The sequence below is a fragment of the Cryptosporangium minutisporangium genome (assembly GCF_039536245.1).
Classification (GTDB): domain Bacteria; phylum Actinomycetota; class Actinomycetes; order Mycobacteriales; family Cryptosporangiaceae; genus Cryptosporangium; species Cryptosporangium minutisporangium.
This window is the reverse complement of record NZ_BAAAYN010000028.1, coordinates 37,818-61,800: the sequence shown is the minus strand read 5'-3', so window position 1 is coordinate 61,800 and position 23,983 is coordinate 37,818. Positions and strand designations below refer to the sequence as shown.

Annotated in this window: 17 protein-coding genes and 2 pseudogenes; 15 read left to right on the top strand and 4 right to left on the bottom strand. The window is 68.6% G+C overall.

Annotated elements, in window-relative coordinates; all coding sequences use genetic code 11:
• Positions 1 to 3: 3 nt before the first annotated feature.
• Positions 4 to 222 (bottom strand): heavy-metal-associated domain-containing protein, encoded by a 219-nt coding sequence (locus ABEB28_RS22100; protein ID WP_345730072.1) that lies wholly within the window; start codon positions 220 to 222, stop codon positions 4 to 6.
• A 159-nt stretch (positions 223 to 381) separates the two neighbouring features.
• On the opposite strand from ABEB28_RS22100, the gene ABEB28_RS22095 reads away from it, so the two are divergent.
• Entirely contained in the window at positions 382 to 678 is a 297-nt protein-coding gene (locus ABEB28_RS22095) for a metal-sensitive transcriptional regulator (protein ID WP_345730071.1), read from the top strand.
• A gap of 53 nt (positions 679 to 731) precedes the next feature.
• Positions 732 to 3,052 (top strand): annotated as a pseudogene (locus tag ABEB28_RS22090) (heavy metal translocating P-type ATPase).
• A 738-nt stretch (positions 3,053 to 3,790) separates the two neighbouring features.
• On the opposite strand, the gene ABEB28_RS22085 reads toward ABEB28_RS22090, so the two are convergent.
• On the bottom strand, positions 3,791 to 5,008 hold the full coding sequence (locus ABEB28_RS22085) for a YibE/F family protein (RefSeq protein WP_345730070.1): 1,218 nt from the start codon (positions 5,006 to 5,008) through the stop codon (positions 3,791 to 3,793).
• Positions 5,009 to 5,828: 820 nt separating this feature from the next.
• Here ABEB28_RS22085 and ABEB28_RS22080 point away from each other — a divergent pair.
• Both ABEB28_RS22080 and ABEB28_RS22075 read left to right on the top strand, forming a co-directional pair.
• On the top strand, positions 5,829 to 6,533 hold the full coding sequence (locus tag ABEB28_RS22080; RefSeq protein WP_345730069.1) for a TVP38/TMEM64 family protein: 705 nt from the start codon (positions 5,829 to 5,831) through the stop codon (positions 6,531 to 6,533).
• 304 nt (positions 6,534 to 6,837) lie between these two features.
• The gene (locus ABEB28_RS22075) at positions 6,838 to 7,593 is read left to right on the top strand and encodes an aminoglycoside adenylyltransferase domain-containing protein (protein WP_345730068.1); all 756 of its coding nucleotides are present in this window, start codon (positions 6,838 to 6,840) and stop codon (positions 7,591 to 7,593) included.
• A gap of 1,624 nt (positions 7,594 to 9,217) precedes the next feature.
• Here the strand turns inward: ABEB28_RS22075 and ABEB28_RS22070 are convergent.
• A complete protein-coding gene (locus tag ABEB28_RS22070; protein WP_345730067.1) occupies positions 9,218 to 9,739 on the bottom strand; it encodes a TetR/AcrR family transcriptional regulator in 522 nt (173 codons plus the stop codon).
• Between the two features lie 154 nt (positions 9,740 to 9,893).
• Here ABEB28_RS22070 and ABEB28_RS22065 point away from each other — a divergent pair.
• Together ABEB28_RS22065 and ABEB28_RS22060 are read left to right on the top strand one after the other, a co-directional pair.
• Positions 9,894 to 10,562: pseudogene (locus ABEB28_RS22065) on the top strand (transposase family protein); the annotation flags it as partial.
• On the top strand, positions 10,508 to 10,873 hold the full coding sequence (locus ABEB28_RS22060) for a transposase family protein (RefSeq protein ID WP_425558986.1): 366 nt from the start codon (positions 10,508 to 10,510) through the stop codon (positions 10,871 to 10,873). The pseudogene ABEB28_RS22065 and the gene ABEB28_RS22060, both read left to right, overlap by 55 nt.
• A 232-nt stretch (positions 10,874 to 11,105) precedes the next feature.
• Here ABEB28_RS22060 and ABEB28_RS22055 read toward each other — a convergent pair whose 3' ends face one another.
• A complete protein-coding gene (locus ABEB28_RS22055) occupies positions 11,106 to 12,359 on the bottom strand; it encodes a family 8 glycosyl hydrolase (RefSeq protein ID WP_345730066.1) in 1,254 nt (417 codons plus the stop codon).
• A 1,381-nt stretch (positions 12,360 to 13,740) separates the two neighbouring features.
• On the opposite strand from ABEB28_RS22055, the gene ABEB28_RS22050 reads away from it, so the two are divergent.
• The 9 genes from ABEB28_RS22050 to ABEB28_RS22010 all read left to right on the top strand — a co-directional run bounded on the left by ABEB28_RS22050 (position 13,741) and on the right by ABEB28_RS22010 (position 23,805).
• The gene (locus tag ABEB28_RS22050) at positions 13,741 to 14,205 is read left to right on the top strand and encodes a flagellar basal body-associated FliL family protein (RefSeq protein ID WP_345730065.1); all 465 of its coding nucleotides are present in this window, start codon (positions 13,741 to 13,743) and stop codon (positions 14,203 to 14,205) included.
• Between the two features lie 776 nt (positions 14,206 to 14,981).
• Positions 14,982 to 15,620 carry a DUF305 domain-containing protein gene (locus tag ABEB28_RS22045; protein WP_345730064.1) on the top strand — a complete coding sequence of 213 codons (639 nt, stop codon included), beginning with the start codon at positions 14,982 to 14,984 and terminating at the stop codon, positions 15,618 to 15,620.
• Between the two features lie 373 nt (positions 15,621 to 15,993).
• Positions 15,994 to 16,413 carry a DUF2752 domain-containing protein gene (locus ABEB28_RS22040; RefSeq protein ID WP_345730063.1) on the top strand — a complete coding sequence of 140 codons (420 nt, stop codon included), beginning with the start codon at positions 15,994 to 15,996 and terminating at the stop codon, positions 16,411 to 16,413.
• A gap of 703 nt (positions 16,414 to 17,116) precedes the next feature.
• Positions 17,117 to 18,289 carry a PLP-dependent cysteine synthase family protein gene (locus ABEB28_RS22035; protein ID WP_345730062.1) on the top strand — a complete coding sequence of 391 codons (1,173 nt, stop codon included), beginning with the start codon at positions 17,117 to 17,119 and terminating at the stop codon, positions 18,287 to 18,289.
• On the top strand, positions 18,289 to 19,584 hold the full coding sequence (locus ABEB28_RS22030) for an MFS transporter (protein WP_345730061.1): 1,296 nt from the start codon (positions 18,289 to 18,291) through the stop codon (positions 19,582 to 19,584). Before ABEB28_RS22035 ends, ABEB28_RS22030 begins: the two co-directional genes overlap by 1 nt.
• 1,251 nt (positions 19,585 to 20,835) lie before the next feature.
• On the top strand, positions 20,836 to 21,204 hold the full coding sequence (locus tag ABEB28_RS22025; RefSeq protein WP_345730060.1) for a BlaI/MecI/CopY family transcriptional regulator: 369 nt from the start codon (positions 20,836 to 20,838) through the stop codon (positions 21,202 to 21,204).
• Positions 21,201 to 22,163, top strand: coding sequence for a M56 family metallopeptidase (locus ABEB28_RS22020; RefSeq protein WP_345730059.1), 963 nt, complete (start codon positions 21,201 to 21,203; stop codon positions 22,161 to 22,163). The genes ABEB28_RS22025 and ABEB28_RS22020 overlap by 4 nt, the downstream gene beginning before the upstream one ends.
• Before the next feature lie 269 nt (positions 22,164 to 22,432).
• The gene (locus tag ABEB28_RS22015; RefSeq protein ID WP_376981009.1) at positions 22,433 to 23,569 is read left to right on the top strand and encodes a sulfite exporter TauE/SafE family protein; all 1,137 of its coding nucleotides are present in this window, start codon (positions 22,433 to 22,435) and stop codon (positions 23,567 to 23,569) included.
• 2 nt (positions 23,570 to 23,571) lie between these two features.
• Positions 23,572 to 23,805: a heavy-metal-associated domain-containing protein gene (locus ABEB28_RS22010; protein WP_345730057.1), complete on the top strand. Its 234-nt coding sequence runs from the start codon at positions 23,572 to 23,574 to the stop codon at positions 23,803 to 23,805.
• The last annotated feature ends 178 nt before the right edge of the window (positions 23,806 to 23,983 follow it).

Genomic DNA, 23,983 nt, shown 5'->3' with positions numbered 1-23,983 from the left:
CGATTACCCGGCCAGCTCGTAGCCGGCCTCGTCGACCGCCGCGCGCACCGCGTCGTCGTCCAGCGGCTGCGCGCTGGTCACGGTGACCGTGCCACCGGCCAAGTCGACCTGCACGTCGCTGACCCCGGGCAGCTTGCCGACCTCTGCGCTGACCGAGCTGACGCAGTGGGCGCAGGTCATGCCGGTCACGCCGTAGGTGCGGGTGTACGGGCTGCTGCTCATGACGATCCGTCCTTCCGATTCGCGAGGGCGCGGCTCCGGCGCCGCTGCGCCGGGATGCGGTCCGCGTCCGCTCCACCACCATACCCATACCCCCTGACCGTATTGCAAGACCACAGCACTCCAAATGTCGGTACCCCCCAGGGGGTATATGATTTGCCCATGGCGAACACCACTTCCACCCGCGGCTACTCGGCGGACAAAAACCAGCTCCAGGCTCGGCTGCGCCGCATCGAAGGCCAGGTCCGCGGCATCGAGCGGATGGTCGAAGACGACCGCTACTGCATCGACGTGCTGACACAGATCTCGGCGATCCAGGCGGCGCTGGACAAGGTCGCCCTGGGCCTGCTCGACGGGCACGCCCGGCACTGCATGCACGAAGGCGCCGCCGAGGGCCGCGCCGAGGAGATGGCGACGGAGATGATGGCCGCGGTCGGTCGTCTCATGAAGCGCGGATAGCCCTTGCATCATACCCCGTAGGGGTATATGTTGCGCGGTAGGAGGTGGCGACCATGCGCTTCGAACAGAGCAGCCACGACAGCTCACCCACAAGCGGAACGCCCAGCGCCCCGACGCTCCCCGCCAACCCGCCGGGCGCCGAACACCACGCACACGACTCCGGCGAACACACCGGCCGCGCAACCGGGTCGCGTACCGGCCACGGAGGTCACGCCGACCATGCGGGACCTGGCGCCCATGCCGCCCACGACGGGCACGGGGCGCACGGCGGGCACAGCGGGCATGACAAGCACGCCGGGCACGACCCGGAGATGTTCCGCCGCAAGTTCTGGCTGAGCCTGGCCCTGACCGTCCCGATCGTGCTGACCAGCCACATGATCATGGACTGGTTCGGCTACCGGCTGGACTTCCCCGGCATGGACTGGGTCGGCCCCGTCCTCGGGACGGTCGTGTTCTTCTACGGAGGCTGGCCGTTCCTCGTCGGCGGCGCCCGCGAGGTTCTCGATCGCGCGCCGGGCATGATGCTGCTGATCTCCATGGCGATCACCGTCGCCTACACCGCGTCGCTCGCTACCAGCCTCGACCTCTTCGACCTGGACTTCTGGTGGGAGCTCGCGGCGCTCGTCACGATCATGCTGCTGGGCCACTGGCAGGAGATGAAGGCCATCGGCCAGGCTCAGGGTGCGCTCACAGCGCTGGCCGCGCTCCTGCCCGACGACGCCGAACGCCTCGACGAACACGGNAGGCCATCGGCCAGGCTCAGGGTGCGCTCACAGCGCTGGCCGCGCTCCTGCCCGACGACGCCGAACGCCTCGACGAACACGGCACCCCGCAGCGGGTGGCGGTGGCCGACTTGCGCGTCGGCGACGTGGTGCTGGTGCGTTCCGGCGGCCGGGTTCCCGCCGACGGACGGATCACCGAGGGCAGCGCGGAGCTCGACGAGTCGATGATCACCGGCGAGTCCCGCCCGGTCTCCCGGGCGGCCGGTGACCGAGTCGTCGCCGGCACCGTTGCCACCGACTCGGCGATCCGGGTGGAGATCACCGCGGTCGGCGACGACACCGCACTCGCGGGAATCGGCCGGCTGGTCGCCCAGGCCCAAGCCGCCGGTGGCCGCGCCCAGGTCCTCGCCGACCGGTTCGCCGCGCTGCTCTTCTACGTCGCCACCGCGGCGGCGGTACTCACCTTCGGTGTCTGGTGGGCCCTCGGCGACCTCGATCAATCGGTCGTACGGACCGTCACCGTCCTGGTCATCGCGTGCCCGCACGCCTTGGGGCTGGCAATTCCGCTGGTGATCGCGCTGTCCACCGCGGTCTCGGCCAAGGCCGGCATCCTGGTCAAGGACCGCCTCGCGCTGGAGCGCATGCGCACCGTGGACGCCGTGCTCTTCGACAAGACCGGCACCCTGACCAAGGGCGCGCACACCGTCACCGCCACCGCGGCCACCACCGGCCACACCGAGCAGGACGTCCTGCGCCTGGCCGCGGCCGTCGAAGCCGACAGCGAACACCCCCTCGCGCGGGCCATCGTCACCGCCGCCACCGACCGGGGCCTGACCGCTACCGCGTCAGGCTTCCGGTCCCTGACCGGCCGAGGCGTCCAAGCCACCATCGAGGACGTCCGCTATGCGGTCGGGGGTCCCGCGCTGCTGCGCGAGCTGGATGCAACGGTGCCCGACGACCTATCGGCGACCACCGCCTCCTGGTCACAGCGCGGCGCTGCGGTCCTGCACCTGATCCGGCTCTCCGACAACGCCGCGCCCGAGATACTCGGCGCGTTCGCCCTCGAGGACGAAGTGCGGCCGGAGGCGCGGCAGGCCATCGCCGAGCTGCGCGCGGAAGGCATCGCCAAGATCGTCATGATCACCGGCGACGCCCGCCCGGTCGCCGAGGCCGTCGCCGCCGACCTCGGGTTCCGGCCCGGTGTGGACGAGGTCTTCGCCGAGGTGCTGCCCGCCGACAAGGACCGGGCAGTGGCCGACCTGCAGGCCCGCGGCCTGACCGTGGCGATGGTCGGCGACGGCGTCAACGACGCACCCGCCCTCGCGCGCGCCGACGTGGGGCTGGCCATCGGCGCCGGAACCGACGTCGCAATCGAGTCCGCCGGCGTCGTGCTCGCCTCGTCCGACCCGCGTGGGGTCACCGGCGTGATCCGGCTGTCCCGCGCGTCCTACCGCAAGATGATCCAGAACCTGGCCTGGGCCGCCGGTTACAACATCGTGGCGATCCCGCTTGCTGCTGGGGTGCTGGCCTGGGCAGGGATCACGCTCAGCCCGGCGATCGGTGCGGTCCTGATGTCGGTCTCGACGATCGTGGTGGCGCTCAACGCGCAGCTGCTGCGGCGGGTCAAACTCACCCCCGCTGCTGCTCAGTGACCGTTCGCTGAACCGGAGGGCCGGGGTGTACGCTGCTGCGCCCCGGCCCTCCCGCTCGGTCCTTGGCGGAGCCTCCGGGTGCCTTTGGCGACCGGGCACGGGCCTCCGCGGCGAATAGGATCGGCTACTATGCGGGATAGTAGTTCTCACTGGCGGGGGTGAGTGCTGACGTTCCGCCACGGATCTCCCCCGTGGCGGCAGCCGCTGGAGCGCACTGGCGGCTAGGGCAGTGGCCGTCAAGTCAACGGACGGCCGCTGCCCTCCAGGTCGTCTGCGCTGTCCAGCAACCATCGGTGACAATGAACACGGCGAGCCGCTACGCAGTCGCCCACTTCCGCCGCCCACGAAACTGCCCGAGGATGGCCAGCATTGCGCCCGACCCCGCAGATAGCCCCCCTGCAGAGTCCAGCAGTATCTACTGGGCTACTTAGTAGATACTGCTGGTGTGTCCTTCCCCGGTCGCCCCTGTGGCCCACCCCCCGCAGACCGGGGGAGGACGCCCGGCTCACGCCGGGTTGAGGCCGTCGCTCTGGCAGCCGGCGATTAACCCTCGGCGTCGGTCGGAGAATCGGTCCACCGGGCGGTCGCCTGGAGACCGCGATGATGAGGCGGCGGGGGCGGCAAACTCTAGCGGCCGCATCAGTGTTTTGGCACCGGTGCGACGGAGGGCCGGGGTCAAACTGGCGTGGGCCGATGGGTGCGCGGCTCGCGTAAATTGGTGCGTATCGGTTGCTTAGCTCACCACGGCTCGGCTTCCTGGTCACGTCGTCGTCGGGACAGTGCCGCCAGCCGGTCAAGGCGCTCATCGGGCGCGCCGCCCTGAGGGTCGAGGACTGTCTGATCGGACGGCAAGGGCTCTCCGCTCTGGTCAGCTGGACGCCGGGAGCGACCGGCGGCCAGCGCCGCCAAAGCGGTGGTGATCGGCACGGCCGAGATAAGCCCCAGGGTGCCGACCATGCTGCGGACGATTTCCTGGGCGACGAGTTGGTTGGTCAGCACTCGACCGAGAGGCTGATTACTGTCGATGATCAGGATCAGCAGGGGTAGGGATGCGCCGGCGTAGGCAAGGATGATCGTGTTGATAACCGACGCGATGTGGGCTCGGCCAACACGGGTCGCTCCGCGGTAGAGCTGCCTGAATCCGTAGGCCGGATTGGCCGCGCCGAGTTCGGAGACTGTGGCAGCTTGGGTGACGGTGACATCATCCAGAACGCCGAGTGCGCCGATGAGGATGCCCGCTAGCAGGAGGCCCTGTAGGTCGACGTGGTGGACGATGCTGACGTAGCTGGCCTGCTCGTCAGCGGCGCCGGTCAGGCGCATCGCGCCGACAGCGGCTGCCGACAGCACCGCAGTCACGGTGAGACTGGCTAGGGTGCCGATCACTGCCACGGAGGTGGACCGGTTCACCCCGTGTGTCAGATACAGGACCGTGAGCATGATGGCGGCCGCGCCGACCACAGCGACGAGCAGCGGTGATTCTCCGGCCAGGATCGCCGGGACCACGAAGAGCAACAGGATCGCAAAGGTGACTCCTAGGCCCGCCACGGCGGTGACGCCGCGCCAGCGTCCGAAGGCGATCACGGCCAGAAGGAAGGCGGCGGCGATCACCCAGAGCTGGCGTCCGCGTTGATGATCGGCGATTTGATACGGCTCGCCCACCGGGGTGTCGGGAAGGTAAAGCAGCACCACCTCGTCACCGGCGGTCACATCCGGAGCGCCGGGGCCGCTCGGTACATCGACCGTGATCTCCTCACCACGGTTCGGACCGCTGGCGAGCCGCACAGTGACTGTCCCGCAGTCGATCTGCCCCGGAGACACGCCGGGCGGCACCTCACCGGTAGCGGACGAAGGCTCCGGGCACGCAGCGTGTAGGACGTCTGTCACCGTACCGTTGAGATACTGGGAGTCGTCCGGCGTCGCCGAGCCCGGCGTACCGGAGGGCCAGAGCCACGCCATCCCTGTGACGGTAAGCACCACCGCAGGAAGAATCACCAACAATTCGGGCAATGAATGGCGTAGGCGGATAGCCCAGCGCCGGCGCAGTTCGGGTAGGCGCACCGACCTAGTGTCCTCTCTGCCTAGCTCTCCGCGGATCGGTCGCCCGACGCGGCGGCGCACGTCGCGACCCGCAAGCGGCGCTGCGATCGCTCATGAGTCAAGTCGGCACTCAAGCGGCAAAGCGACTACCGTGCTCGAGCCCCGCAAGCGATGCTGCGACTCGAACGATCCGCGAGCGCCACGCCCAGCCAGGGTCGCGAGTACACGGCCTCGGGTGCCCGAGCCTATCTACTACGTTACTTGGTAGATACTGTTCGCGCGTCCTTCCCTGGTGGGCTCCCCTGGGGCCACCCCGGCACGCCGGGGAAGGACGCCCGGCCACACGACGGATGCACCCCTTGCTGTGACGTCAGCGGTTCTCCCCGGCGTCGACTGCAGGATCGGTCGGTCTACCGGACCAGCGCAAGGGAGGGCGGAGTGAGTCGGCGGCGACGGAGATCGATGTGCCCCTGGTGGCTGCATCGGTGTTTCGACGCTGGTCCGACGGAGGATCTCGACTACCTCGCTTGGATAGTCGATGAGGGCACGGTTCGGGTTCCTCCGGGGTGCGAAGCCGACAGGCTGTCCCGTGGAGAGATGGACAGCCAGCCTGCGAGGCTGATGCGACTCAGGCCGCCAAGATAGCGAGATGCGAGTCCGCTTTCGGCGTCCCAGGATTCGCGCCTACCCCGGGGGCTCCGCTCCCCGGCGTCCTCGACGTCGGCTGGCGTCGGTTACCGTGCTGCGGCTCCGGGTCGCGGCGCTTGTCGGCGTGCTCCTCGTCGGCGCGGTCACCCTCTGGCTCTCGGGTCCTCCTGAGGCGGCGGAGCTACGCGCGGCGGTCGCCGATACAGGAGTCTGGACACCGGTGGCAGTGGTGATTGTGGCAGTGCTGGCCGCGCTCGTATTGGTGCCGCGAGCGGTCCCGGCGGTGCTGGCGGGACTGCTCCTCCCGCCGGCTCTCGGCGTGCTCTGCGCTCTGGCGGGATCGGTCGCAGGCGCGACCCTCGCCTTCTCCCTCGGGCGGGCGCTGGGCCGACCCTATCTTCTATACCGGGAGCAACGGGCAGGACCTGCTGCCCGCCTCGCACGGCTACAGCGGTGGCTGGATCGACACGGGCTCGCAGCCGTCATCTACGCGAGGCTCGCTCCGGTTCTGCCGTTTGGTTTGCTCAACTACGCCTTTGGTGCGACCACGGTGCGCCTCGCGGTCTTCGTGGCGGGAACCACGGTGGGTATCGCGCCCAGCACGGCCGCTTACGTGTATCTGGGCGCTGCGGCTGACGATCCCGCCTCGGTGGGCTTTCTCCTGCCGCTCGGCGTGGTGACGGTGGGCGCCCTCGTGGCCTCGGTGCATGCGCGGTGGGCGCACCGTACCGGTCGGTCGCAGGCTGCCGACGTCAGCCCAGATCCACCCTCAGGTGAGAAGCGCTCCGCGGACTAGTAGGTCTTAAATGGCTGTCGGCGCTCCTCGAAGCCGGCCGCTGGCGCTCTGGCGCAGCCGGCCGGTTTCCGAATAGCGCTGACGCCCGCTGTGGTTGCCGCATCACTGGCGCTGCCCAGCACCACGGAATTGAGTTTCTTAGAACTCCTAACTGTGAGAGGCGTGGAGGCAGCGCCGTCGGGGCGGGTCCGGCCACGCCCGCCCGGATGGCTGGCCCACCGTGGAGGCGTGTTCGGTGGCACCCTGTTCCTGCTGGGCGGCACGCCGCCCTAGCGGTCAGCGTCGATGGGTAGCCGGAGGTTCCATGGACGAGGACGTTGCGCGTACGTGTGCGGCCTATCTGGAGATGGCCGATCGACGGGCGCCTGGGCTGGTCGAAGGGCTTTATCTGCAGGGTTCGATCGCGCTGGCGGACTACTGCCCCGGCGTCAGTGACATCGATTTCGTCGCCGTGACGAGCAGAACCCCCGACCCGGACATCATCCGAGCTATCCATCGCGACCTACGCCGTTGCCGCCCGCGTCGGCCGTACGTCGACGGGTTGTACACAAGGTGGACCGATCTCTCCCGCGACCCGACGGAATGCCCCGCAGGCCCGTCTGTACACGAATGGCGGGTCGAACCTGCGTCACGGTTCGAGCGGCACCTCGTCACCTGGCATGTGCTCGCGCAGGGCGGCGTTGCGATACGCGGAGCAGCCGTGGGGGAGATCGGCATCTTTACGGACTGGCCGGCGCTCGCGGTGGCGACCGAGTGCAATCTCCGGGACTACTGGACACCGTGGCGGGACCGAAAAGCCCGTGGCCTGCTGGGACTCACGCCGTGGGCAGTCAGCTGGGGTGTGCTGGGGGCGGCGCGGTTGCGGCACACGCTGGCTGCTGGACGTGTCACGTCGAAGACTGAAGCCGCTGCCTACGCTTTGGACACCTATTGCGATCGCTGGCACCGCCTCATCCAGGAGGCGCTGCGCATCCGCGTCGGCGGACCGCGGCTCTACCGCGATCCGTGGCGCCGGCGAGCTGACCTGCTCGGCTTCCTGTCCGACGCCCTCGCCCGGTAACGCAACCACTGCCTCGGCGGCGGAGACGCGATGGGCCGCCTGGTGGGCATGCGCAATGGCTAAACGCTGCGCAGGTTACGGCTGCCCCGGCGTGCGCATCCCCGCGTCGACGTCGAATTCCCATAGCCGGCTTGCCCTTGACGCGCTTCGATCAGCGGCGCTGCCGCGCGTTGCGGCTAGCGCCTGTCCTGCCACCCGGTGTCGGGTGATCCAGGCGGGGCGGCGATTGCGACCCGAATGATCTATTTGTCTGATATAAGTATTAAGTACTAAGTTACTTAGGAGGAAACCATGTACGACACACGACGGGTAGCTATGGGCCTGGTTGGGCTCGCGGTGGCTGCCGGCACCACTGTCGCTATCGGCTCGAGCACCGCCCTCGCCGCCACGCCCGGCGGGACGACGACCGTTGGGACCCGGTCAGGGCTCTCAGCGCCAGCGGCCGTTGCGCAGCACGGCGGCGACTGGGGAAATGACTGGCAGCGTGGCTGGAACGGTCGCCGTCACCACCACCGCCACCATGGCTACCGATCCGGCTGGAACGGCGCGCACGGGTATGAGAGGTACGGCTACGGGGGATGGAACAACTGCGGGTGCTGACTGCGATGGGCGGTGCGGCCGGCGTATCTCGTTGATGTGTGTCTGAGGATCTAGCTGGCTGCGGGGACCTCGGCCGTCAGCGGGAGCTGAGGCCAAACGGACTGCCGCAATTCGACGGCGCATCGGTGCCGCTTCCCGAGCTAGTCGTATGCCACCGGCGCGCTGGGTGCAGTGCAGGACGAACAGCACGAGACGATGATTGAGGCCGACCTTCCCGGCCGCCGCTTCTGCAGCCGGCGGCCGGGAAGGAGCCTCGGTTCGGGGCCGTAGCTCTCGCATGCGGCTCGACAGACGCTTCGCCATCCGGGTGGGTGCACATCCACCTCCGCTAGCGCCGCGGCGAGTGACGCCGCGCTCGCCGACGGTGGGCCCGCTCGACGTGGGCGGCTCCGGCGTCGACTTGCCCGACGCCTCGCGCGGGTGGGCCACTGGAAGGTCGCCGGGACGATGGCGGTGGCGGTAGACACCAGTGCGAGCGGGACTAGCTCCGGTCAGCACGACCAGCGTCTGCGCGGCCAACAGCAGGGCAGCCAGCCCGCGCGTCGAACGGCGCCGAAGCGGTCCGGTGGCTGCATGGGGTACTTCGGGTCATCCGTCGCCCATCCGATAGCCCGACGCCCGAACGGTGGGATGTGCCGTGGCGCCCGGATCTTCGCCGAGATTGCACGCAGCGTGCGGTGCGTGGTCCGACGGGGTGTCCCTATGTTGCGGACGGCACGAGCTGGCGGCAAAGCTGCCCGTGCCGATCGTTCCGAAGATTGGACGCTCGGCACGCCGCCCGGCATAGTGACGCTGACCGTATTGGCCGCTTGGCGCGGCGGGTTGCGCTCGGGTGGGCACGGGTGTCAGCGAGTGAATGACCGGGCTGCCGGGCGTACCGTGCCACCGGAGACGTCATACCCCCGGGCAAGGCCATCCTGCCGCCGGGGGTCACTCGTCCGTGGATGGCCCTGCCGTCGGCCGTACGCCGGTGTGGGTGACCCGGCGACCGTGCCAGCCGGGACAAGGCAGGGGAGCGGAGCGGTTAGCTGGGACCGTGATTCTTCGTCGGGCGAAGCCCGTGGGTCAGTCCAGCGGTGAGGAACCCAACGAGTCGCTCACATGCGAGGCCCTCATCGGAGGAGGGAGCCTCGCTGGCCGCACCCTTGCCTTCGGCGGGTCGACATTTAATCGCGCTGAAGGTGGCCGCCTGATGCAGGGCCAGCAGCCCGAGCATGCTGGTGTAGCCGAATCGCACAGTATCGGCGTCCTGGTCGGGCAGGGCCGCGCCGAGGGCGTCGAGAAAACGCCCCTCTACGGGGTCGACTTGATCGGCGAAGAGTTGGCGGATGCGTGCGCTGGGATCGAACAACACGCGCCCGATGAACCTGGCCACCGCGGGACGGCGATCGCTGTGGTGGCTGTCCAACAACAGGCCCGGCTCGACAAACGCCCGAACGACCTGTTCGACCGACGGGGCACCGTCCTGCGCTTGGAGTGCACGCAGGCGTAGGACGCGCTCGGCATTCACCGGCTGCATGGCTCGCGCGACGACCGCTTGCAGCAAGTCCGTCCTCACCAGCCATCGCCTGTCCACTGAGCTGGAGGACGTTGCCGAGGTCGTCGCGCTCCCCGACTTCGAGTGTCGGCTAGAGGACGTCTCGTAACCCGGTTGGGTTTGGCGACCGGCCATCGTGGAGGATGGCGGGGTGTCGTCGCCGGTGATCACCGCGTCCCGCCGGGAGTGGATCGAGCCGTTCACCGGTCTGTCCCCGGCCCAGTTCCGGAAGCTGGTGCGGCTGGTCGCCGAACGCGGCGGCGAGGAGATCCAGGACGGCCGGCCGGGCAGGCAGTGGGCCCTCGAACTGCCCGACCGGGTGCTGCTGGTCGCGACCTACTGGCGGACGAACCTGACGATGCGCCAGCTCGGGCCGCTGTTCGGGATCTCGCACTCGGCGGTCCACCGGGTGCTAGACACCCTCGGCCCGCTGCTGGCCCTGGCCCCGGTCCGCAAACGCCGGGTCGACCAGATCGCGATCGTCGACGGGACCCTGGTCCCGACCCGCGACCACACCCTCGCCGCGTCGTCGAAGAACTACCGCTACTCCACGAACCTGCAGGTCGCCATCGACGCCGATACCCGCCTGGTGATCGCGGTCGGCGACCCGCAGCCGGGCAACCGCAACGACACCATCGCCTACCGCGACTCCGGCATGAAAGACCAGCTCGACGGGCGCCCGGTCGTGGCCGACGGTGGCTACCAGGGCAACCCGGACGTGATCCTGCCCTACCGCCGCGCCCGCGGACAGGAACGGTTACCCGCCTGGCAGGACGAGTGGAACACCCGCCATCGGCAGGTCAGAGCCACCATCGAACACTGCTTCGCCCGTNCGACACCATCGCCTACCGCGACTCCGGCATGAAAGACCAGCTCGACGGGCGCCCGGTCGTGGCCGACGGTGGCTACCAGGGCAACCCGGACGTGATCCTGCCCTACCGCCGCGCCCGCGGACAGGAACGGTTACCCGCCTGGCAGGACGAGTGGAACACCCGCCATCGGCAGGTCAGAGCCACCATCGAACACTGCTTCGCCCGTATGAAGACCTACAAGATCCTCCGCGACTACCGCCGCTCCGCCCGCACCCTCCACACCACCGCGGTCGGCATCGCCCTGCTCCACAACCTCGCGCTGACCGGATGAACCCCGCGCCATGAGTCGGCCCGCGACGACTCGATCGAGTTACGAGACGTCCTCTAGTACAGGCGACTCACCCGGTGGCCAAGAAACTCGCGCGTCCGCTATGGCGGCCTGCCCTCGCTCCACCGCAGCAGCCGCTGTCTCCCCGTCGCCGCAGTGTGAATCCACGGCTGTGCTTACAGCGGGGCCCGGGCGGTCGCCTAACGCGCACCACGTGGCCGGTACGCTTCGGAGTTCAGACTGCGATGTAGTGACCGGTGACGACGATCATGACTTGCAGTTGGATGGTGTCACCGAAGTAGTTTCCGGCCTTCACCTGGTTGCTCGCTAGCTTGGCCCACAGTTTGTCGAGCCAGTCCTGCGCGTCCGGGTCGGCCATCGCGCTCACCGCGAGGGGCGCCCAGAAGGCATTGTTCTCGAACGCTTGTTCTTTCGTGCCGTCCATCCGGTAGCCCGATCCAATCTTGTCGGGATCGCCTCCGGTGGTCGTTCGGAACCAGGCGCTTATCTTGCGGGCGGCCCGTGTGGTCTGCGGGTCACCAGAGAAGAGGGCATCGGTGCCGATGCGCCACGGCGTCCGGCATGCGTTGAAGTAGTAGTCCCCATCGTTGCTACCTTCCAGCACTTGTCCTTCAACGGGGTGGATCCCGTCGCCGGTCGCCCGGGCGAAGTCTGGCAGGAGGCCGGTGGCGGGGCTGGCGTTGCTCTGGAGGCCGTCAATGGCGCGTTGGTGAGCGGCGCGGATCGCAGACCAGGCGGGATCGCCAGTGGCGGTCTCGAACGCGCGGAAGTAGTGCGGCATCCAGTCGGATGGCCGGGTGGTGGCGTAGAGGTCCGGGTCGGCCGCCGTGCTCCAGTTGCCGAGCAGCATCAGCTTGGATGAGGGATTGACGCTGCTGCTCTTGAGCGCCTGGATCCGTCGAAGGGCGAGGTCCCGGTAGTTGTACCGGCCTGTGCTACCCCATTGACGGTCGGCGAGGAGCAGGGCGTAGGCGATGTCCATGTCGCCGTCGGTCGCGGAGTCGCCTCCCGCGCGGTCGTTGCAGCCCGAGTCCTGCTCTGCTGCCATGAGGTCCGGGTTCTTACTGGACGGGTGAGCAAGAACATAGGTGAGAAGCCCATCGAACGTCGCCTTCGCTTCCGGATCGGATGGCGACATCAGGGCGGTGATGACCAGCCCATATCCCTGGCCCTCGGCGACATAGGGGTATCGGGCGTCGGGTGAATAGACCTGGAACGTGCCCGGGGCGCAGCTCCTGCGCAGGTACGACGCCTTCCAATCGCGGTAGAACCTCGCGACCGCGTCGTCAACCTGCTCCTGGGGAGCGGACGGGCGGATCACGGCGAAGGGAACGGCATGGTCGGCACCGGCTTCTACCGGTGCCGTGTCGGATGCCGGCCGGAGGAAGGCGATGGCAGATGCGGCGACGGCGGCTATGACGACTAATAGGGCGACGACGAACGTCGTTTGGCGGGCTTTGAGGCTCATCAGGAGATCCGTTCTCGAGCAGGAAGCAGCCGCGTGGCAACATCGCGCGGTAGCGGCACGACTCGGTCGGCCTACGTCGCGGGTTCGCCGAACACGGGGCGGCGGACGTCGGGCGTCACTCACGGTGACGTCGGGCGACGGTCTAGACCCGCTGAATACAGAGCCTCACGAGCGTGGACGTCCCCTGGCCGCTGGCCCCAGGAGAGCCGAGAGAGGCCGTCGGCGATTCTGCGAGGACCGGACGACCGACGGTGTGCCTGGCGTCGTCTTGCGGCGCTGTGGCTCTGGCCTGCGAACGCGCCGCCGTAGAGGCGACCGCTTCCTCACCGTGACATTCGGGGGCGCATCGCGGGGAAGGGCTGTCCGAGGAAGCACACTCCGGTGATATGGCTGGAGCTACCGATGGCTGAGAAACCGGGAGCAACAGGACGGGCTCGGCGCTCGCAACGGCCGCACCGAGATGCGGGCCATGGACAGCGCCGAGGGACGCAACCAGAAGCACAACGATCCGCAGAGCGATCCATGACGGGCGTCGGGCAGACGCCGCGAAGCGCGAGGCGCCCACCCCTTGGCGCGGCCGGCGTCGAGCCGGCGGGGCAGCTCCTCGGCCAGGGAATCCAGTGCTACCGGACAGAACGAAGATGGCCGGGATGCACGCGAGCAGAGCGCCGACCGAGAACGGGAAGGACCGAAGGCAGATCGAGTAGAGGATGACTGCACAGCCAAGGAAGATGAGTAATCGGAAAGCGATGGCAAGAAACGCCGGAGGCAGTCGACCCAGGCGAAGTTGGCTTGGGTGTGACGCGGCCACCGAGCCAGCCCGATCTCGTGCAGCACTGCGACGTCTCGATATCGCGTGGGGGGTTCCGGAGAGTCCGAAGTCGGTCGCGGTCGTGGCTCGCGTGAGTTGATCCGGAGCTTCAGGCACGTCCAGCGTCGGCCAGCACTGGTTGACGATCACCCGCCGACTGCGGCAGACGTCGTCTGTGTCTGGCACGGCGCCACACTCGTCGAGGTGTTCCTGCGCCCTCGAGGTGGCGCCACGCGCCGGTGACGTCACGGGATGACCGAGCCCGTGGTAGCCCGACCGCGGAGAACGGCGCGCACGCTACTCAACCTCCGCCCGTCGGGATCGCCCATAGCCGAGAGTCAACAACTATGCAGGATAGTAGATGCGTGCGGGGGTTCGATCTCGCATCCATTCCACGGGTTCTGGGGTGGATACCCGCGGCCTCGCGCGGCAGGGCGGAAGGCCAGAGAGGCGCCACCGAGATGGAACAGAATCCTCCGATCGCCTCGGCGGCCACGTGTACCCCGCGTATTGCTTCAACTAGGGCGCATAGTACTAATGTAAAGGGGATAAAGCGAGCAAGGGGGGCGTATGGCCGGTAAGGGGTCAGACGATGACGCGGCGGAAGGGTCGAAGGGGGGCCGCAAGAAGCTGATTGTCATCCTCGTGGCGGTGGCGGTTCTCGTGCTCGGTGGGGGGATAGGCGCCTACTTCGCGTTCTTCGCCGGGTCCTCCGACGAGTCGGCGAAACCCGAGCCCACCCCGAGTGCGGTCGTACCCTTGGATCCGATCACGGTGAATCTAGCCGACGGGCACTATCTGAAGATCGCGATCGCGCTGCAGACCACCACCGCGGCCGAGGAGGCGGTCGACGGCAGCAAGGCCCTGGACATCGTGATCGCGCAATTCAGCAACCTGGAGGTTGCGGAGCTGGCGACCTCCAAGCAGCGCGAAGCGGAGAAGGCGGAACTGACCGAGAAGGTGGTGGAGGCCTACACCGAGGAAGAGGTCGAGCCGGTGATGGCGGTCTACTTCACGGAGTTCGTCATCCAGTGACGGGCCCCTTTCAAGCCGCGGTTGCGGTGGGTGCTGCGGCGGAGTCGGTCGCTCGTTTGCATCCGCCGGTGGCCAACTCCCGCGGCGCGGCAGGATCAGCGGCGTTGGTGCAGGCCGGTCCGGCGTTGACGGGAGGGCTCGTCGGTCCGCGGGCGAGCGCTCGCTGAAGGGTCCTAAGCTGAGGGGTGTGACGGCGGCGTCAGCGAGTGCGCCGGGCGCGGCATTGAGCGCCCGGGTAGTCGGGCTGCTGGTTGTGCTCGGCGTAGTCGCTATGCACGGTGTCGGGCTCCTGATCGGTACCTGTGGCGGCCATGGCCACACCGGAGGGCCCTCGTTGAGCAGGCTGTCGGCAGAGGCGCCGCAGGCTGTCGCCGCGGCTGCACATGGCGGGCCACTTGTTGCCGCGGGCGCGGCGGCTGAGCACGGGATGCTCCTGCCGGAGGCGGCTCACGAGCCCGCCGCGACCGGGCGGGAACGCGTGACCGCGTGGGCGAACACACCGACGGTTTGCCACCTGCTGCACCTGTGTCTGGCCATCCTGGCCGGAGTCGGACTCGTGATGGCGTGGGTCGCGCTGAGATTCCGCATTCCGCACGGCGCATCGCTGAGTCCGCTAGCCCGGGTGCGGAGCGTACGCTCACCACCGGCTCGCATCTGGGGGCCTGTCGAATTGTGTGTGTGCAGGACGTAGAACGCCGGCCGGTGTTCCTCACCTCACTGCGGCCGCGGTGAGGCGCTAGTCCTGACCGCAATTCGACCTGAAGGAATACTCTGCTATGAAACGCCTCGCCATTCCCGCTCTTGTCCTGGCCATCGGCGCGTTGGCCGCCTGTGGTGGCAACGACTCGGGTACGAACGGCATGGACCACGGTTCCAGTGCAACTGCCTCCGCGTCCTCTTCGTCTGCCGCGGCGGTGACCGCGCACAACGCGGCGGACGTGACGTTCGCGCAAGAGATGATCGTCCACCACCGTGGAGCCATCAAGATGGCTTCGCTTGCGACGAGCCGTGCCTCCAACTCCGAAGTGAAGGCCTTGGCCTCGAAAATCCAGCAGGCGCAGCAACCGGAGATCGACACGATGTCCGACTGGCTGACCGCCTGGGGAGAGAAGATCCCCGCCGAGTCCGCGGAGATGGATCACGGCAGCGGGGACATGGACATGGGATCGTCGGCCAGTCCGATGCCCGGCGGCATGACCGACGAGCAAATGGCCGCGTTGGAGAAGGCTTCCGGCAAGGAATTCGACACCATGTTCCTGAACATGATGATCGAGCATCACAACGGGGCGATCACCATGGCCAAGACCGAGCAGAGCGCCGGCCAGAACACGGCGGCGAAGACGTTGGCCGGCAAGATCATCGCTGATCAGAGCGCCGAAATCACCCAGATGCGAACCCTGCTGCAGACCGTGTAGCTCGTTGTTAGCCGGGAGCGCCGACCTCCGGCGCTCCCGGCAGCACTCATCCTCGCCCGCCGCCCGCTCATGCGCTGAAATCGCATCTCACGCACTCTTTCTCGCGTCACCCTGCGCAACGCCGATTGACCTCGGTCGCTCCGCCCATCCACCGAAGTGCGCGGTCGCTCCCGAGCCTTTCAGTGAATCCTTTGCCGGATTCGCGCTGCTGGCCGGAGCATCGCCCAGCCAGCTGGACACCTTCGCCCGTCAGCTGGCTGGAGGCCGGGCCCGGCTCTGCCGCGGACACCGCTGACCAACCTATGGGGAGGCAACTGTGACAAGCCCTGAGCACGCTCCTGCCGAATGGTTCCGCCCCGCCTGGGCTAGCCGGGTGCTCCCGCTCTTACCCCTGCTGCCGCTGCTCGCCGCGGCGGTCTGGGTAAACCTGTACAACCCGACCGACCAGGTCGAGGACCCGACAGGCCCGTGTACGTGGCATGCGATGTTCGGTGTGAACGGGCCGACCTGCGGCGGCACCCGCGCCTTCTACTACCTGCTCCACGGACACGTCGTCGAGGCCGCGCGGTTCCATCTGCCCGCTGTGCTCGCCGCACCGGTTCTGGTGTACTTCTGGCTCCGATGGGCGGTGAAGCGTGGTCTGGGCCGGCGACTGCCAGCGCTGACGGTGCCGCGATGGCTGTGGGTGACCTACCTCGTGTTTTTCCTGGTGTTCACCACGGTGCTCCGCAACCTGGACTTCGCGCCGTTCGCCTGGTTCGACATCCCGAACCTCGCCGCTCCCGCCCGCTAAGCCGAGGCGCACAGTCTTGCGGTGACTCCGGTCGGCGCCGAGGGTTCGTCGGTACTGTCACAGATTCAGATCGGTGACGGTTGTTACCGTTTTGACCCTCATGTGTAGTATTGACGGCTATGGGGTTGGTCTGGCGTTGGTTCGCCGCTGTGGCGGTCGTGGCTGCTGGGCTGACTCTGTGGTGCTCGACCGAGTCAGGCTCGGGGTCGCATTCCGCTGCGAAGGTGCGGTTGCAGACCGCCGCGTCGGCGCCTCATCTGGGACCCGTACAGGTGTCTCGTCCGGCCGCCCTGGGGCCCGTGATCGAGGATTCAGCGTCGCAACACGGCGCTCATCACGCTGCGTGCGCGCCCGTCGAGGGATTCGCGCCGCGTCCGCTGTGGCGCGACGACCATGCTGTCGGCCTGGCGTGCGGAATGCTCGCTGCGCGTCGCCTGCCCTCATGGAGTAATGCGGCGGCCCCAGAGGCGAGAGCTGCCGAAACCGGACTGAGACTCGCCCCTCCACGGTTGGTCGCCCTGGGCGTGTCGCGGACCTGAGGATTACCGGGCCGGTGGCCCGGCGTCCGGCTTCGCGTGTGTGCCTGCCGATCGGTGGCCATCCACCGTGGCGTGCTGCCACGTCGACTCTCTTTCCGTGCTCGCGCGTGCGAAGCCCCGGACGCCTTCACAGTCCTCGATCTCCGACGGCGCGAAGGCGACACATGTACACCGCACTGAACGCTCTGCTTGATCTGCCGCAATCCGATCTGGGTCCGCAGCTGGGCCGTCCTGAGGTTCCTAGTCCTCCGCCTGGCGCGAGTCTGTCGTTGCCCGGCCTGGTGGGTAACACGCCCGTGCTGTGGATTGGCGAGCCTCTGGTCCCCGGCGGCCGCGGATTCTGGGCGAAACTGGAAGGCTCCAATCCGGGCGGCATCAAGGACCGCGCGGCTCTGCACCTGGTGAGCGCTGCCCGCATCCGCGGGGACCTGGCGCCCGGGGGACGGATCATCGAGTCCACCAGCGGAACGCTGGGCTTGGGCCTGGCTCTGGCCGGGCTCGCGCTAGGGCATCCGGTGACCCTGGTGACCGATCCAGGGCTGGAACCGTCGATGCGCCGACTGCTTGCCTGCCACGGCGCCACTGTCGACATTGTCGCTACCCCTCATCCGGTGGGTGGCTGGCAGCAGGCCCGCCGGGAGCGCGTGGGCGAACTCAAGGCGCAACATGCGGGCTCCTGGTGCCCGGATCAGTACCACAACCCGGACAACGTTCATGCCTATGCGCCGCTCGCGTTGGAACTGGCGACTCAGCTGGGCCGCATCGACGTCCTGGTCTGCAGCGTGGGCACCGGCGGACACTCCGCGGGGATCGCGCGCGTCCTACGTCAGCTGCAGCCAGATCTGCAGGTGATCGGGGTCGACACGATCGGATCGACGATCTTCGGCCAGCCCGCTCGGCCGCGTCTGATGCGCGGACTCGGCTCGAGCATCTACCCGCGCAACGTCGACTACGGTTGCTTTTCCGAGGTGCACTGGGTCGCGCCTGCTGAAGCGGTCTGGACGGCGCGCACACTGGCCCGGTCGCATTACGCCACCGGCGGGTGGAGCGTCGGGGCGGTCGCGCTCGTCGCGTCCTGGCTGGCGCGGACCCAGCCGGTCGGCCGCCGGATCGCGGCGGTCTTTCCCGATGGTCCCCATCGCTACCTGGAATCGATCTACGACGATGACTACTGCCACGACCATGGGCTGCTGGACCTGGCACCGCCGAGTCGGCCGGACACCATCAGCCACCCCACCGAGCGTGAGGTGACCTGCTGGACGCGCTGCGCCCAGGTGATCGATCCCCAGCCTGGCGCTCGGCTCCACCAGCGCGCCGGTCACCGGCAGGGTCGCTGATGGCGGTGCGGGACCAGTTCCGATCCTTCGACACGACCGTCCGGCTTCTCCTGGTCAATCAGCTCAGTATCAACCTGGGCTTCTACATGCTGATGCCCTACCTGGCCCAGCACTTGGCCGGGCCGGTCGGATTGGCGACCTGGGCGGTCGGCCTAGTCCTCGGGATGCGCAACTTCTCTCAGCAGGGCATGTTCCTGGTCGGCGGTGCGTTGGCGGATCGGTTCGGGTACAAGCCCTTGATCGTCGCCGGGTGTCTCTTGCGGACCATCGGGTTCGGAGCCCTCGGATTTGCCGAGTCGCTCGCGGCGCTGCTGATCGCCTCCGCGATCACCGGCTTCGCGGGGGCGCTGTTCAACCCCGCGGTCCGCGCCTACCTCGCCGCACGCAGCGGCCCCCGGCGCGTCGAAGCCTTCGCGCTGTTCAACATCTTCTACCAGGCCGGCATCCTGCTCGGCCCGGTCGTGGGCTTCCTCCTGCTGTGGTCGAGCTTCCGGGCGGTGTGCCTCGTCGCCGCGGCGATCTTCGCGGTGCTTACCGTCCTGCAGCTGCGGGCGCTACCCGCGCAGGCAGCAGCCGGTCAGCAGACGGATCGCGAGGCAGGAAGCCAGGGAGATCCGTCCACGGCGCGCGGGGCTTGGCGCGCCGTCCTGCTCAACCGCCGGTTCCTCCGGTTCGCGCTGATCATGACTGCCTCCTACGTGTTGTCGTTCCAGATTTACCTGGCGCTGCCGCTGGAGCTACGGCGGATCACCGGGGAGGGAACCGCGACCACGGTCGGGGTCGTCGCGATCTTCGCCGTGTCCGGACTGCTCACCTTGATCGGCCAGACGCGGGTGACGGCCTGGTGCCGACGCAGGCGAACCCCGGTGGGAGCTATGGCTCTCGGGCTGGTGTGCTTGGCCGCCGCGTTCCTGCCGCTCCTGGCGGCCACCGCGTTCGACCTACCCCGGTCGGGAGCCGGCCGCGCGCTGCTGGGAATCGGCCCCGCGCTGGTTGCGGCGGCGGTGCTGGCCCTGGGAACGATGCTGGCGTTCCCGTTCGAGATGGACGCGATCGCCCGTCTGGCGCGAGATCGGCGGGTCGCGACGCACTACGGGCTGTACAACACGATCTGCGGAATCGGCATCACGGTGGGAAATCTGGCCACCGGGGCAGTGCTTGACGCGGCCCGGAACGCAGGCCTGGCCGCTCTGCCCTGGCTGGCGTTGACCGGCTTGGGGTTGCTCGCCGCGGTCGCTCTGCGCCGGACGGAAGGACGAATGACTGACGCCGGCCGCACCGCCGTGAGGGTGTAGGAAACAGGAGGGCAGGGGAACGGGCTGTGCGGGGCGGGATGTTCCGGTCCCGCACAGCCCTGGCCGCTACGGAGAACACCCGCTCAGCGGCGCTCGCTCTGTCCCATCACGTACCAGAGCACTGCCGCGTAGAGGCCCCCTCCTATGGGAAGAATGGCCAACGAATCCATCACGGTGAACGCAATGACGACGCCACCGGCGACTAGACCAACAAGTGCCGTAAACACGGCTGCAACCATCAGCTCATTACTTTCGGATCAGACCAGGCCCGCAGCGCCCTGACGATGACCGGACCTGGTGGAGGTGAGCGCACCGCCGGAAGAAGCCAGGCCGTCACCTACGGACGCGGGCGGCGCTGGGGAGGCAAAGGAGACGCCGAATGCCGCGACGCCGGTTTCCAGGTCGGCGCGATGCAGTCCGGAACTGCCAGGCAGAAGCCGCAGAGAGGCGCCGGGCGTGGCGGGGAAGGGAAGGCGGACGCAGAGCTCCGGGCTAGCCGTATGAAGGGTCGCTTCGGCTCCTGGCGGCGGCTGCTACAGCCGGAGCCGCAACGAGGAATCCAGCGGCAGCCGTGCTGCTGGGCGGCCGGATTGCATCTGGGGCCGGTGTATCGGCTGAAGAGCGAGCCCTACCGCGGGTTCGGGCGAGGGCTCAGAGACTTCATGGCTGGCGGCCGGGGGAGTCGCACACAGATGACCGTCCTCGTGCGCCGACCAGCAGGTACCCGAGTCCTCGGGTACTCGAGGAGGAACGAGGGGCGTCCGATCCTGCCCCGCGCCTGAGCTGATCAGGACACCGGATCCGTGGACCTGAGCCTCCGCTCTGACCGACCGATGATCCGGCGGGCCGTCTGCGGAAGTGACCGGCATCAGGTGCAGGGCTGCGAGGAGCACAGGGCACACCACCGCAAGCACGTATACCCGCAGCTGCCGCGCCAACGGCTCCCCCATCAGTAGCCACTCCTCTCGATGACGTCCGCAGGGTAACGAGCCGACGGACCAAGTGGGGGGCGACAAAAAGTGCGAAGGTAGACACCGGCTCTCGGCGTGGCTTGCGCACCGTAACTACCTTCTCGGCCGATCATCGCAGCGCGTAGCCCTCGGCGTGCAGGCACAAGGACATTCCGGCGAGGGCCGCCCTGCTGGTCACGACGCGGCCGGGACGCCCAGCCGGGCCGTGGTCGAGCGGAAAGGGCGCCGACGGTCACTATTCTGGACGGCGCTGGTGCGTCGAGACAGCGGAGGAGCGGGCGTGCACGTGTTCGGTGAGCTCGAGGTGGTGATCATGGACTACCTGTGGGCACGCGACGAGCCGGCGACCGTCCGCGGGATTCTCGAAGCCCTCCGTCCGACTCGTCAACCGGCTTACACCACCGTGCTCACGGTCGTGGATAACCTTTTCAAGAAGGGATGGCTGCGCAGGGAGCCCGCCGGGCGTGCGTTCCGGTACGAGCCGACCGTGTCACGGGAGGAGTACGCCGCCCGGCAGATGCGCGATGCGCTGAATGACGCCGGCGATCCCGCCGAGGCGTTCGTGCGGTTCGTCGGGCAGATGAGCGACACGGAGGCGCAGGCGCTGCGCCGAGCGTTGGAGGCCTACGAACGGAGCGAGCCCCGGTGATTGCTCTCGCGTTGGGCCTGTTCGCCGCGGCTGTCGCCTGGGCTGCGCCCCGCGCGCTTCCGCGAGCCCGCTGGGTCGAGCGGGCGCCGCGGCTGGGAATCGCCGCCTGGTGCGCGGTGCTGCTGGCGGTGACGACGTCCCTGGTTGCCGCCGCGGCCCTCATAGTGTGTTCACCAATCGCGGACACCGCCCTGTGCATGGCCTGGCAGTGGTGCATGCGCGCCGCCCACGGCGAATTCGGTTGGACGGGGCGTGCGGTAGCGACCGCCGCGACAGCAGCCGCCACCGTGATCGCCGCACGGCTCGTCTGCTGCGGGCTGCGGATGGCGCGCGCTCGCGCCGGCCAGCGGCGGCGGCACGCCCAGCTGGTGCGCCTGGCCGGACGGTCCTCAACCGCGCTGGGCGCGACGGTGGTCGAGTGCGCTGAACCGGCGGCCTACGTTGCCAGCGGAACGGCTCACCAGGTGGTGGTGACCAGCGGAGCGCTGGAACTGCTCAGCGCTGAACAGCTGGCCGCCGTGCTCGCCCATGAGCGGGCGCACGTGGTCGGACGGCACGCGCTGCTGCTCGCCGGCGTGCGCTTGCTGCAGCTCGCGTTTCCCCGGGTAGGGCTCTTCGCTGCCGCCCACGGCCAGCTGAGCCGACTGGCCGAGCTCCGAGCGGACGAGGTCGCCGCTGCCCACCATGAGCCACTGGCACTGGCAAGGGCTCTGGTGACGATGGCCGGCGCTACGGTGAGCGAGGGCCGGGCTTCCGTTCCGCCTGGCGCGATGGCCGCGACGGGAGGGGAGACGGTCGAGCGCCTTCACCGTCTTCTCACGCCGCCGGCCCGGCTCGCTCCCGCTCAGCGGCTGGTTGTCGCCGCGGGCATCGCCGGAGTGGCGGCAGGACCGGCGCTTTTCGTCGTGGCGGGTGTTCTGCTGTCCACACCGTCGTACTGCCCTGTCTGGGCGGCGTGAAGGCGGGCCGGGCAGGACGCTCCTGCTAGACCGTGTCGCTCGTCCGTGGCCGAGCCGACGGGGTGGCCTGTGCGGCCGATGAGGCTCACGGGAGTCGACCGGATAGCGATGGCGTGGAGCGAACTACTAAGCTACGTAGTAGTTAGGTTAAGGTGTCCCGGTGGGTGGCCGGTGGCCGTTGCCCCGTTGCTCATCGGCCACCCACCCGCGTGTCGATATGCTGGCGGTCGAGACGCGATGTCTGACCGCCAGCGGTGAAGAGGCTGCTCGTGAGTCTGGGCGCGGTCCTGGTAACCGGCTTGTTCGCGGGCGGACTGTCCTGCGCCGCCGTGCAGGGTGGTCTGCTGGCCGGAGTGGTCACCCGCCAACGCGCCGGGCAGACGCCAAGAGTCTCCGCGGGAGCCCCGGCGGCAGCTGCGCGGTTAGGTGTGGGCGGCGAAGAGCCTGCAACGGGGGCAACCATCCCGCTCGGGGTCGCGTCTCGAAGTGGTGGCCTCACAGCGGATTTGGCTCCGGTCGCCGCGTTCCTGGGCGGAAAACTTCTCTCCCATACAGCGCTCGGCGCCCTGCTGGGGGCGGTGGGCAGTGCTGTCCGCTTGTCGCCGACCGTGCGCACTTGGACTCAGCTGCTGGCCGGCGTCCTCATCGTGCTGCTGGCCTTGGCTCAGCTCGGTGTGCCGGGGTTCCGCCGGATCCGCATCGAGCCACCGGCGTCCTGGAGCCGGTACGTGCGGCTCCGAGCGCGCTCGGACACCGCCCTGGCCCCCGCGGTGCTCGGCGTCTTCACCGTGCTTATTCCTTGCGGAGTCACCCTGTCGGTCGAGGCGATCGCCCTCACCACGGGCTCCGTGGCTGGCGGCGCCGCCACGATGGCGGTGTTCGTCCTCGGTACCAGCCCTTTGTTCGTGCTCCTGGGTTATGCCGCGCGTAAGGCCGCCACCGCTTGGCGAGGACGGTTCGCGGCGGTGGTCGGCGTGCTGGTCCTCGTATTGGGGCTTTACACGATCAACGGGGGTCTCACTCTGGCCGACTCGCCGCTCGCAGCCAGTAATCTGCCTCGCACCCTCGGAGTAGGGCCAGCGCCGGCGGTCGCCGATCCGTCGGTCGTCTCCATTCGCCCCACCGGCCAGCAGGAAGTCATCGTCACCGCCACGACAGACTCCTTCGCCCCGGCGAACATCGCGGTCCGCGCCGGCGTGCCCACCGTGCTCATCATCCGCGCCGAAAACGCCGAGGGATGCATCCGCTCATTCGTCATCCCCGCCCTCAACCGCGACTGGATACTGCCGCGGACCGGCGACACCCGCATCGATCTAGGCCGGTTGACTCCCGGAACGCTCCACTACAGCTGCGGCATGGGTATGTACCGCGGCCAACTCACGATCACCCCCACCGGGAGGAGCTGACCATGGCTGACACCCTCACGACCCTCACGATCCAGGTCACCGGCATGCACTGCGCCAGCTGCGGCTTGCTCGTCGATGAGGCCGTCGAAGACCTGCCGGGGGTCAAAGCCTCGTCCACCAGCGTGCGGGCCGCGACCACGACGGTCGAGCTGGACACCGCGCGCTGCGCTCCGGCCGACGTGCTCGACGCCATCAACGCCACCGGCTATGCCGCCCGCCTCGACCGGCACGGATGACCAGGGACTCGAGGGAGAGTCCTGGCCAGCTGAAGGCTTCCGCGCCGTAATCCCGCAGCGGGCGGAAGCGGCGCTATACGCCCTTGCTCAGCACTGGGTGATCACCTGTCCTCCGGACTGAAAGGCCTCCATGGAACACCATCCGGTCGCCCGCGCCGGCCAACGCGACGGGCGCCGC

Coding starts and splice junctions, on each gene's coding strand:
- ABEB28_RS22055 (WP_345730066.1), bottom strand. CDS start 12,359: ATGAGCCTCAAAGCCCGCCAAACGACGTTCGTCGTCGCCCTATTAGTC.
- ABEB28_RS22035 (WP_345730062.1), top strand. CDS start 17,117: ATGTACACCGCACTGAACGCTCTGCTTGATCTGCCGCAATCCGATCTG.
- ABEB28_RS22045 (WP_345730064.1), top strand. CDS start 14,982: ATGAAACGCCTCGCCATTCCCGCTCTTGTCCTGGCCATCGGCGCGTTG.
- ABEB28_RS22075 (WP_345730068.1), top strand. CDS start 6,838: ATGGACGAGGACGTTGCGCGTACGTGTGCGGCCTATCTGGAGATGGCC.
- ABEB28_RS22010 (WP_345730057.1), top strand. CDS start 23,572: ATGGCTGACACCCTCACGACCCTCACGATCCAGGTCACCGGCATGCAC.
- ABEB28_RS22085 (WP_345730070.1), bottom strand. CDS start 5,008: ATGGCGTGGCTCTGGCCCTCCGGTACGCCGGGCTCGGCGACGCCGGAC.
- ABEB28_RS22050 (WP_345730065.1), top strand. CDS start 13,741: ATGGCCGGTAAGGGGTCAGACGATGACGCGGCGGAAGGGTCGAAGGGG.
- ABEB28_RS22100 (WP_345730072.1), bottom strand. CDS start 222: ATGAGCAGCAGCCCGTACACCCGCACCTACGGCGTGACCGGCATGACC.
- ABEB28_RS22030 (WP_345730061.1), top strand. CDS start 18,289: ATGGCGGTGCGGGACCAGTTCCGATCCTTCGACACGACCGTCCGGCTT.
- ABEB28_RS22095 (WP_345730071.1), top strand. CDS start 382: ATGGCGAACACCACTTCCACCCGCGGCTACTCGGCGGACAAAAACCAG.